Genomic DNA, 12,511 nt, shown 5'->3' on the forward strand with positions numbered 1-12,511 from the left:
TCCCAACTCTCAACCAATCTCTCAGCGATTGCGGGCTGCAAATGTACATCTCTTTTTCCTTTTCACAACTAATTTTTTAACTTTATTTTACTTTTTTTTTACACCAATCCAAACAACCCTTAAAACCAACTACTTACAACATCAAAAAAAATAGAGGAATGTAGGGTTTTAATCTGTCTTACTTTTATATAATAACAAAAGTCATTTTATAATGTGTTAAAGGGTATTAAAAAGATCTTAACACAGAGGTAATATTTGTTATTTCGTTAAGAGAAAAAGTTCCAAACTAATCCAAATCTTATTACAAAATCTCTATAAGGATAGTTTGGAGCGGCATAATGACTATTCGTTTCACCAAAAGAAGAATTAAAATGTTCCGCTTTTAAGTAGATTCTTGTTTGTTGCACTCTGGCATTTATAAAGAAGTCTAATAAAGGATAGCCTCCTAAACTTTCCGCGTTCTGAATATAGAACTCTCCTAGTAAAGGATTATATGCATCTATAGTATAGGAAGAAAAATACTTGAATGTAATTCCTGTTTGAATATACATTGCTTTTTTAAAAACGTCTGATGAGAAATAGAGCGTGTTTCTTGTTACTAGTTCTGGAACATTTAATACTTGATTAGTTTGCGCTACATTTTGATACATTATAGTATTGTTAAGAGCAAACTTTCCTAGCCGTATTTCTTTCTGATATTTTACTTTGATATGATTTACACTATTCCCTTCTTGAAAAGGTTTTACTGCGATGCTCTCCACACCATCTTCTAATACAACCTCTGGATCTATTTTAAAGTAAGTATACTTATTTAGCGTTGTAAGGTTTCCTTCTAAAAGCCCCCATTTTTTAGATTTCAATTCAAAATTGAGATTATTAACTTTTTCTTTTTCAAATTCTGTATTATACCAATTATAATTAAGATGTTCGCTTTGGTATAATATTTGGTTAAAATCTGGCATTCTAGAAGAAGAATGTATACCGAACTTTATACTCGTGTCTGGGTTAAAAGAATAACTAGCAGAACCATTAAATATATTACCTGTAAGATTACCCGATATTGTATACTTAATATCTGCAGTAACATTAAAGCCTCCTATTTGTTTTTTATAGTTACCTCCTAAGCTAATTTCTTCTCCTTTTAATTGGCTTGGTATAATCTTACCCTCTTTTACAAGCACACTATTAAAGTAGTAATTATAGTTATACAAACTTATATTCCCTTCTAACTTACCTAAAGTAGCATTGTAAAATTGTGCCCCTACTTGATTGTACATTGTTTTTAACACTGCTTTATCATTAACCTCTTCTAAAAATGCCTCTCCAAAATAACTATTATCTTCATCTTGCATGTATTGATAATATTTTGTTTCATAGTTAAAGGTATGTGCTAATGCTAAGGAGGTTTTTTCTACCCTACTAGAATCTTTACTTTTTCTGAGCAACTTATAGTTATGTTCTAAAAAATACCTTTTACCTAATACTTTGTTCTTTGCATCTACAAATAAAACATCTAATCTTCCTCGATCACTAAAATCTGGATCTTTGGAACTAAACTGTAACTCTGCATCTGCTAATCCTCCATTTTCCTCAGTTACTATATCTTGTGCTGCAATATGCGCAATTAAACTATATCTATTATTTTTAGAAAGGTAATTTGCAGTTGTTTTAAAGTTTCCTGACTGTGCTTGGTTAATCTGATATTTTCCTAAAGAACGAAATCCTTTAAACCCTAACGAAAAATTTAGCCTCCTAGAGGTATTAAAAGTTAGCATAGCATCTAATAACTGTCCTTGTTCAAAAGTGGTTTTAAAAAACAAATCGGTCATTGGGGTAGCTACATTATAATATTTAATGTCTTCTACTTCTGCATAATTAAAATGCTTTGCTTTTGCTCCTAACCTTGGATACAAGGTAGCTCTATTAAAATTTACTCCTAGTTTAGTATATGGTTGGCCTACATTTGCAAAAGGCATTAACTCAAAATCGTCCTTTCTTAAATAGTTATACTTAAACTCTTTCTGTATGGTTAATGTAGTATCTAAATAGGTAGTATCTCTTGCGTAGGTTATAATTTTATAATCCTTGATTGTGATTCCTAAAGTATCCCCTTCTTTTACAGAGAGTTTATTTTTAGGTCTTGGTTTTGTTTTTTTAAAAACCGTATCTATTTTTTTTGCGGAAATAATAGAATCTGTTTGCGCAGAAACCATAGTTGCAAAACAAATTAAAAAGAAAGAAAAATAATATTTCATAGTATAACTTACAAAAGCAAAGTTAATTTTTTTGTTCCTAATGAAATGTGAAAGTTTTCATGTAAATCAAAATTAATGAACTTTAAATCTTAAAATTCGTCTCTTGTTAGTACTTTAGTATGCTATAATCTTATATTTTATATATTCTTTTGCTTACCAATATTTTTAAATTTCATGATGAAATAGGAACCGATGAAGCCGGAAGAGGTTGCCTTGCTGGACCAGTTACTGCTGCAGCCATCGTATTACCTGATGGTTTTTCTAGTAGTATTCTAAACGATTCTAAACAATTATCAGAAAAAAAGAGAGTAGAATTACGTCCAATTATAGAAGCAACTGCTATTTCTTTTGGTGTTGCACATATTCATCCTACTAAAATCGATGAAATAAATATTTTAAATGCATCTATCCTGGCCATGCATGAATCTATTAACCAATTACAAACCTTATCGGAATTTATTATTGTAGATGGAAATAAATTTAAGCCCTACAAACATTTTACGCATGAATGTATTATAAAAGGGGACAGTAAATTTATGCGCATTGCTGCCGCTTCTGTACTTGCTAAAACTTATAGAGACGATTATATGGATAAAATTCATGAAGAGTTCCCGATGTATAATTGGAAAAAAAACAAAGGTTACCCTACAAAAGAGCATAGAGAAGCGATTAGAAAGTATGGCATAACAAAATACCATAGAAAAAGTTTTAGACAATTACCAGAGCAGGCAGTTGTAAAACCTTAAAAATTATAACTTTGTTATAAAGTAACCTTACATGAGATTTAAGATTTTTACTATTCTAACTTTTATACTACTTCTTGGTTGTTCTCAAGAAACCACTACTACACATTCTTTACTGAGCTATGTGCCTGATAATACAGCTATCATAATTAAAATAAACAGCTTAGATTCTTTAAAAAATCAGATAAACACTAACGATTTTATTTCAAAAATGAAATCATGGAAGGCATTCTCAAAGACAAAAAACAAAGTAACTCCTTTAAAATATATAACAAGCAATACTAAAGGAATTTTAAGTTTTACCGAATTAGGGAAAGAAAATTATGAATTCTTTTATATAACAGAGCAGATGGATAGTCTTAGTATAGATACTACCGCAAGAGACTCTACAAGTTCTATTTCCTATGAAAATAAAATAATAGAAAAACATGTATATCCTGATGCTTCTTTTTTTACTCTTACTATTGCCAAAGCTTTTATTATAAGTTCTTCAGAAGTTTTATTAGAAAACCTATTAAGAAAGCAACATAATTTAAGTATAAATCCTGTTCTTGAAAAATTACAAGGTGTTCCCAACCAGAATAAATCGGCTGTTATAATAGCTAATTTAAATAGTGCAAATTCTATACTTACTCCCCTACTTAAAGACCCTTCTTCTTTTTCCATTTCTAATTATGCCGATTGGTTATCTGTAGATGTAACCTTAAACCCAAAAAGTATACATATAAGTGGTATAAGTATTGCAAATGATTCTATTCCTAATTTTTTAAACCTATTTAAAAATACAAACGCATTAAAAAATACTATTGCATCTTTTGCTCCTAGTAGTGCAAATGCAATAGAGTCTTACACTTTTGATGCATACGCTACATTTTCTAAAAATCAGCAATTATTTTTAGACCGTTCTACGCCTCTAGATTCTTTGTTTAATACAGTAGAAGAAATAGGATACATACACCTTAACGGAGAAAAGGCTATTGTGCTTAATACCTATGGTTCTGAAAACATTTATGATTATTTAAATGCCAATAAAAAAGAATCTATAGATTATCAGGGGAACGAAATTTTAGCACTTAAAAACAATACCTTATTAAATAATTGCCTTAATCCTATCATTAAAAATTATAAGGCTTCTTATTGTACCGTATTAGAAAATTCTTTTGTTTTCTCTTCCAATAAAAACACACTTCAAACTATCATTAATAGTTATAAAAATAATGCAACGTATGCTACTAATACTATTTACACTTCTGTAAATAATACTCTAGCTGAAGAAGCTACTTCTTTGTTTATATCGGATGAAAAAAATATAAAAAATAGTATCGCTAAATATTGCACCCCTTCTTTTTATAACGATTTTAAAAAGGCAAAGTTTTCTGATTACGCTTTTGGAATACAAACTGTATCGGATAAGAAGTTTTATCATACAAATATTTCTATAACACCTATTGTTGAAGGAAATACTCGTACTAGTGTTTCGCCACTTTTCTCTTTACAATTAGAAAGTGATATTTCTATGGCTCCGCAATTTGTAACCAATCATAATACTAAAAAGAAAGAAATAATTGTTCAGGATATTAATAATATACTATACCTTATATCTAACACTGGGCAAATTCTCTGGAAAAAACAATTAAATAGTCCTATCCAAGGAAAAGTACATCAAGTAGACCTATATAAAAATAGGCGTTTGCAATTGGCTTTTACAACCGTAGACCAATTTCTAATTTTAGACCGCAATGGTAAAGAGGTTGCTCCTTTTACTATGGACTTTAAAGATGGTAGTTTAAACCCATTGGCTGTTTTTGACTATGAGAACAAAAAAGAATACCGTTTTGTAGTTACACAAGGAAAAAGGGTTTTTATGTACAACTCTAAAGGTAAGATTGTAAAAGGCTTTAAATTTACCAAAGCTTCTAATAATATCCTTAACGCCCCAAAACATTTTACTATTAAAAACAAAGATTATTTAGTTTTTAAATTAGATGGAGGAAAACTTAAAATAGTAAACCGAGTTGGAAAAGACCGTGTAAAAGTAAAGGGTAAAATTGATTTTTCTGAAAACGAAATTTATGTTTATAAAGATAGATTTAATACTACAGATATTGATGGTACGCTACACCAAATAGATGTTAACGGAAAAGATACAAAAACCCAGCTAGAGCTTGTAAAAGACCACGGCTTAGTAAGCACTTCTAGGTCTTTGGTATATATGAATGATAATACGCTAAGCATTAAAGGAAAAAAAGTAACCCTAGATTTAGGGGTCTATAATAAACCTCAAATATTCTTAGTAAACAACAAAATGTATATTAGTATAACGGACATACAAAACCAAAATATTTACTTGTTTGATAGCCAAGCTAGATCCATTCCTAACTTTCCTATTTTTGGTACCAGTGCTATTGACCTTACAGATATGGATGGAAACAAAAAACCTGAGTTAGTTACCAAAGACCAGGATAATTCTATTGTAGTGTATCAAATTCAATAATCTTTATTTACCAAGTATACTTATTTTACTACCATAAATACAGCCTTATAATACGTACGTAAAAAAATTAAACTTTTAAGATGTTAACCTTTGTATTTTGTTTCCATAAAATAGGCAAACAACTATAATGAAAACGTCATCAAAAAAATTAAAATTCATTTTTACACTTCTTTGTATATGTTTATTTTCTACAAGTGTAAATAGTCAATTTCTAAAAAATTTAGGAAAAAGAGCAGAAAAAGCTGCTGAAAGAGCTGTTGAAAAAAGAATAGAAAAAGAGACTGAACAAAAAACAGACCAAGCATTAGATAGTATTTTTGAACCTGGAACTAAGAAAAAGAAAGCTCCAAAGAAGAAAAAACAAACGAAAACAAACCAAGATGCCTCCTCTGAAAGTTCTTCTGAAATTAGTATCCAAAATTCTTCTTCTGACCCAGCCATAGAGGTATATAGAAAGTTTGATTTTGTCCCAGGAGACAAGGTGCTTTTGTACGATGATTTAGCCAATGATTTTCCTGGTGATTTTCCTGCAAAGTGGAATAGTAATGGTAGTGGAGAAGTGGTTACTATGGGAGAAAATCGTGAAAAATGGATGGAACTAAAATCTGGGCGCGGCACATACTATATTCCAGATACTCCAGATTTACCAGAAGAGTTTACTATTGAATTTGATTTTTTAACCACTGGTTTAGATCAGAAAACATCGTCCACAACAATTTTTGGCATTTATTTAGATGATAATAACGGTTTTACCACTAAAAAAAATACGGCTATAATAGAAATTCCAATGTGCCAGTTTATAGATATAGGAATGGTTATAGAATCCTGGAGCAATGGAAAAAGAACCATGCGAAATTCATTAGATATGGATATTCGTAAAACCATACAAAAGGAATCTCATATTTCTATGGCAATTAATAAACAGCGTGTTCGCTTATGGATTAATGAAACTAAGTATGTAGATATTCCAAGATTACTACCAAATACAAATATTACATCTGTTAAGTTTTCTCCTTTTAATTTTAGAGATGGCGTGGATAAAGTTTTTATTAGAAACTTAAAAATAGCAGAAGGTGGTGTAGATTTACGAAGAAAACTAATTGCAGAAGGAAAAATATCAACCAATGGTATTTTGTTTGATAGTGGCTCTGCTACTATACAACCACAGTCTATGGGCATAATTCGTCAAATATATCAGGTAATGGCACAAGAAAATAATTTAAATTTAAAAATTGTTGGGCATACCGATTCTGATGGAAATGCGGAAAACAACTTAAAACTATCCAAAAAACGAGCGGAAGCCATAAAAAATGCTCTAGTGAATATTTATAGTATTACACCTAATAGGTTAACTACTGAAGGAAAAGGAGTTTCTGAACCAGTAGGTGACAATGCAACTAATGCCGGTAAAGCCCAAAACAGAAGAGTAGAATTTATAAAACAATAATAAACAACTAAACGTACCAAAATGAAAAATATAGTAACCCTTTTAATTTGTTCTCTTTTTAGTATAGGATTATGCGCCCAAGATGGCTGCAGTAAATATTACCCCATGAAAGAGGGCTCTTCTTTTGAGTATACTAATTATAACAAAAAAGGAAAAGTAGAAGGAATTACCACCTACAATATCTCCTCTGTTTCCTCGGAAGGTGCTGCTACAAAAGCAACTTTAAATTTAACTTTAAGCGATAAAAAAGGAAAAGAAAATTATAACACAAGCTACACCTATACTTGCGAGAATAATATGGTAAGTATTGACTATAAGTCTTTATTCCCTGCGGCTATGATGAAACAGTATGAAAGCATGGGAATGAAAATGGAAATATCAGGGAATGATATTGAAGTTCCTAATACTCTAGAAGTTGGTAAAGAACTTAAAGACGCCAATGTTACTATTAATATGAATATGAGTGGCATGAACATGTCTGTATCTGTGGATATGACGAACCGTAAGGTTCTAGCGAAAGAAAGTATAACCACCGTTGCGGGCACGTATTCTTGCTATGTGGTTTCTGAGAACACTACTTCTAAAACTATGGGAGCTACTATAGAAATGTCTTCTAAATTATGGTTAGCAGAAGGTGTTGGTATGGTAAAGAATGAGACTTACAAAAAAAATGGCGATTTAATGAGTAGAACTGAACTTACTAAATTTAGCAACTAGGTTTGTTAACCTTCATAAAAACACCACATTAAATAAAAAACAATACAAAACCAAAACATGAAAAAAGGTATTCTATTTTTAATGATCGTCTCATTTCTTCTTGTATTACAATCTTGTAATAATGATGATACTCCAGAAGAACCCCAAATGGAAAATCATGAACCCACTATAACGGTTTCTCCGGACCAAATGATTGTGAGGTTTGCTGCTTCCCTATCCGAGGATGATCGCACTGCTATTAGAAACGAATCTAATGTTACTAATTTTAAAAAATGCGATTGCGGTAATGAGAATATAGAATTGTGGGGTGTAGACCCTGGCGCATTAGATATAGAAAGAGCTATTAGAGGCTTAAGAGAAAGGCATCGAGGAAGAGCCGAAGGCGACTACCAGTTTTCTTTTACCTTACCCAATATAAACAACTTTGAAGTTCCGGATGCTATTATACCGTCTGATATTGTGCAGTTTACATCCAATACATTAAATCCAGAAACGGTTACAATTGCGGTTATAGATACGGGGCTAGATTATCGTAAATATTTTGATGCCGGTGGACTTTTATACCAAGACCCTGGTGCTCCAGATTGCGAACCGGAAAATCCAGAACAGACCCACACTTCTGGGTGGAATTTTATAAACAATACAGGCACTTCATTAGACCTAAATGGTCATGGCACCTATGTTACTACATTAATTACCTCTACCTTAGAAGATAAAGGTATTGACTACCGTATAATGCCTATACAAGCATTTAATGAAAATGGAGAAGGATCTCTATGGGATATTATTTGCGCTATAGGATATTTACAACGCGTAAAAGCAGAAGGTGGTTCTATAGATATTATAAATGCCAGTTTTGGTGGCACCATAGAAAAAGAACTCTTTGAAAATAATGGACTTTTAAGTACCCTGATTGGAGAATTGCAAAATGATATGCTTTTTGTTGCTTCTGCTGGTAACGAGGGTATTGATACCGATAGGAGTAATTTACGCCATTTTCCTTCTGGTTTTACTGCCGAAAATATAATAGGCGTTGGTGGTTATATAGAAAATGGTAGCACTATCATCATGCATCCAGAATCTAACTACGGAAATCTTAGTATAGATATTGCGGTTCCGTTTGATGGCTATTCCATTCCTCTTGATGACACTGCAAATATTGACTTAAGAGGAACTTCCTATTCTGCCGCCCGTATATCTGCGTTGGTGTCCGAATATTATATTAACAATGGTAAACCAAACCCTATAAACCTTAAAAATCAATTTTTGAGTACGGCAACTTCTACCCCTACTTTACAAGATTCTATAAATTCTGGTAGGGTACTCAGATAAAAACTAGCGTGAGTTCGATACAACAATACAGATAGAACATTAATAATCTATAAATTAAAAAATTATGTCAGGTTGAGCGCAGTCGAAACCTATTAAATTATATCGATTTTCAAAACCTTTCGACTACGCTCAAGGTAACAAACACTTATATTATTGAATTATTAACTGAAAAACAGAAATTCTTACATCGAACTCGCGTTAAACTAGTAACATAATTTTTAAATCCCACTAATATGTGGGATTTTGTTTTTTAGGAGACAAGCTCGGGGTACTCTCAAAAGGTTTTAAACTGGCTGATGAGAATGAACCTTTCGTTTAAAACCATAGGTTCTCGATACAAAATTCTTCCAAAATTTCACTCGAACGGACGGACTAATAAACTACATGAAATATATAAAACGTTCCTTTGCGTGTTTTTTAAATACTAAAATAAATCAAAAAAATGTCACGTAATTTTTGTTTAAAATTACAGAAATCAGCAGATAAATACGCAACAGTAAATACCTTCAACGGACGGTATTATTTTTTTTTAAAAGATTTCCATTGTCAGTTCGAGCAGAGTCGAGAACTATTCGTTAGTTCTAAATAGACTTCGACTTCGCCCCCTGACATTTGTACAAAATTTGAGCTATAATCTAAGGGGCTATCTACTTACCTTTATAAAATTATATGGATATTCATTTTAAAACTAATGTTTTGCCCCTTCAAGTGATTTTCCATTGAAAAGGATTTTAAGAACAGAAAAATGAACCCCGGTTAAAAACATCCCTAAATACTTCCTTATCTTTAAAAGATGAAATCGCATTTTCTTATAGCCTTCTTAATTACCTTGTTCTGTTCTGCACAAGATGAAACCCTACTACATATTTTGGATAGTGATTTGCCCATAGAAAAAAAAGAATTAAAAATAGATTCCCTATTAAGCATACGCAATCAAGAACAGCAGAGCGAATTACTGGCTGATTTCTACCATGATCTAGCAAGCAAATGGTTTTTAGAAAATTGGTGGGATTCTGAAAATCAAAAAGACATAGATAAAGCATTAATATTTGCTCATAAAGCTTATGAAATAAAAAAGGGATTATCTAATTTAAAAGAAGGCTCCTTAGAAAAAACGCTATTTAACATAGGCCATTTTAATTATTTAAATAATGATTTATATGAGGCCATAGATTTTTTCTTAATACTAATTACTAGCGGAAAAGATAATCGAATCATCCAAAAAACAAATATGGACCTAGGGGAAATCTATATATATCTCGGTGATTTCTATAAAGCCTTAGACAGATTTAAAGACTATACAGCACATTATAATTCTATTGGTTCTCTCACAGAACAAGAAAAAACAGATTTAGCTAATGTATATATCTTAAAAGCAAACACTTTTTCACAAATGGGAATACAACAATATGCTACTGAAATTCATTTAAACTTAGATACTGCAGATTCCATTCTTAAAAAAACGAAAAATAATGACACCTTTTATAAAAATAAAATAAACCAACTAAAAGGCAATTTATTTTTAGAAGTTGGAAAATATAATGACGCTATTATATCTCATAAAAAGGTATTAAACGATTCTCTAAATTTATACCCAGATGAAATGACTGCGGTATTCAATAGCATAGCTTCATCCCAAATAGAAATTAAAGAGTATGCTAATGCTCTCTCAAATTTAGAAAAAGCAATTTCTTATGATAACAGTTACACAGATTCTTATGAGAACTTAGGAGACCTTTATCTAAAACAGCACCAATATAAAAAGGCGCTTTTTTTCTACCAAAAAGCCATGGTACTGGCAACCCATAAAAAAGAAATTTTCTATGATGCACTGCTTACCAAACAAGATTTAGAATTGGCTGCCGAAAAGGTTTTTTTACTCAATCATATTATTACCAAAGCCAATGGTTGGTTGGCCTATTATAAACATGATAAGCAAAAATCGCATCTTATAAATGCACTAAAAACCTTTACCCTGGCGGATCAGTTGGTAGATATTATCCGCACGGAAAGTACCGAACACCAATCTAAATTGTTTTGGAGAGAAAAAGGGGCTTCCTTATACATGAAAGCTGTGGAAGTTTGCCATTTATTAGAGAAACCCAAAGAAGCTTTTCGCTTTATGGAACGCAACAAAGCATTATTACTATTAGAAGATGTATCTAAGGAACAAGCCAAAGAAATAGCACAACTCCCTAAAACTATACTCCAAAAAGAATATCAGCTAAAACAAGGCATCTATTTAGCGGAAAATGAATTACAACTTACAAAAGAAGCTCCGGACAGTATATGGAGGGGGCTTAAAGAAAACATCTATAAACATAAGCAAGCCTATGAAGTATTTATGGACTCTATTTCTACTGCTTTTCCTAAATACGCAAGTATTCATAAAAAGTCTGGCGTGTTATCTTTTCAAGAATTTAAACAAACAAGCATTACCAACAATGCTGTTGTACTACAATACATATTAAACAAAGAACAAGGGTATGGCCTTTTAACCTCTTCTGATAAGAGTATATTATTTAAAATTGAAAACGTAGAAAATTTAAATACCAAAATAATTGAACTCTACAGTCTCCTTACGGATGTAACTGCGAATAGAAAAAAAATTACGTATTACAACTCGCTATCCAATGCTATTTTTAAAATGCTGATTCCTACTTCTGTTTATGAAAGTATAAAAGGAAAAAGAATGACTTTAATTTCGGATTATAGTTTACAACAAATTCCAATAGAAGCATTGGTAACTAATGTAGATAAAAGTACCTATTTAATAGAAGATGTAGAAATACAATACGCCTACTCTATGTCTTATTTAAACGCTAAAAAGAAAATTACGACTAATGCCAAAAAACAATTATTGGGGATTGCACCTGTAGATTTTAGTACTTTAAAATTACCCAAACTAGCGTTTAGTAATGCCGAAGTAAATGGAGCCAACACAATATACCCTGGCGACATTTTACACCACACCACTGCAACTAAATCTAAACTATTAGAAATACTTAATGACTATAAAATAGTACACTTATCTACCCACGCAGATGTAGGCGAAGGCGGAAATCCTTGGATAGCCTTTAGTGATGAAAAATTATTTTTGAAAGAAATTTACGCTACAAAAAACCAAGCAGATATGGTTGTTTTAAGTGCATGTAACACCTCTATTGGGGAGCTTAAAAAAGGAGAAGGCGTTATGAGTCTTGCTAGAGGTTTTTTCCATTCGGGTGCTAAAAGTGTCGTATCTTCTTTATGGACTATTAATGATAAATCTAGCAAGGATATAATGTTAGAATTTTATAAAGGGCTAGATAAAGGGCTCACCAAATCGTCTGCCTTGCAAAAAGCTAAAATTAAATACATTAACCAATATAGAAACACGCTAACACCATCTTATTGGGCAGGTTTAATTGTTATTGGGGATAATGCACCACTGGAATACTCTAACTTTAATTGGGTATGGATTTTAGTTGCCATTATTGGAATACTAGTACTCACTTTCTCTTTCTACAAGTTTAAAAAGTAA

Annotated in this window: 7 protein-coding genes; 6 read left to right on the plus strand and 1 reads right to left on the minus strand. The window is 31.5% G+C overall.

Features of this window, described 5'->3' with window-relative positions:
* Window positions 1-266: 266 nt before the first annotated feature.
* The gene (locus Q0945_RS15270) at window positions 267-2,255 is read right to left on the minus strand and encodes a putative porin (protein ID WP_299436273.1); all 1,989 of its coding nucleotides are present in this window, start codon (window positions 2,253-2,255) and stop codon (window positions 267-269) included.
* 149 nt (window positions 2,256-2,404) lie between these two features.
* Between Q0945_RS15270 and Q0945_RS15275 the strand changes: the two genes are divergently transcribed.
* From Q0945_RS15275 to Q0945_RS15300, 6 genes are all read left to right on the plus strand, one after another.
* On the plus strand, window positions 2,405-3,001 hold the full coding sequence (locus Q0945_RS15275) for a ribonuclease HII (RefSeq protein WP_299436276.1): 597 nt from the start codon (window positions 2,405-2,407) through the stop codon (window positions 2,999-3,001).
* A gap of 31 nt (window positions 3,002-3,032) precedes the next feature.
* On the plus strand, window positions 3,033-5,492 hold the full coding sequence (locus Q0945_RS15280) for a ribonuclease HII (RefSeq protein ID WP_299436279.1): 2,460 nt from the start codon (window positions 3,033-3,035) through the stop codon (window positions 5,490-5,492).
* Between the two features lie 127 nt (window positions 5,493-5,619).
* Window positions 5,620-6,939: an OmpA family protein gene (locus Q0945_RS15285; protein ID WP_299436282.1), complete on the plus strand. Its 1,320-nt coding sequence runs from the start codon at window positions 5,620-5,622 to the stop codon at window positions 6,937-6,939.
* A gap of 21 nt (window positions 6,940-6,960) precedes the next feature.
* Window positions 6,961-7,656, plus strand: a complete 696-nt coding sequence (locus Q0945_RS15290) for a hypothetical protein (protein ID WP_299436285.1) — start codon at window positions 6,961-6,963, stop codon at window positions 7,654-7,656.
* A gap of 57 nt (window positions 7,657-7,713) precedes the next feature.
* Window positions 7,714-8,988 (plus strand): S8 family serine peptidase, encoded by a 1,275-nt coding sequence (locus tag Q0945_RS15295; RefSeq protein WP_299436288.1) that lies wholly within the window; start codon window positions 7,714-7,716, stop codon window positions 8,986-8,988.
* A gap of 793 nt (window positions 8,989-9,781) precedes the next feature.
* Window positions 9,782-12,511: a CHAT domain-containing protein gene (locus Q0945_RS15300; protein ID WP_299436291.1), complete on the plus strand. Its 2,730-nt coding sequence runs from the start codon at window positions 9,782-9,784 to the stop codon at window positions 12,509-12,511.

The organism is uncultured Maribacter sp. (assembly GCF_947500405.1).
Classification (GTDB): Bacteria; Bacteroidota; Bacteroidia; order Flavobacteriales; family Flavobacteriaceae; genus Maribacter_B.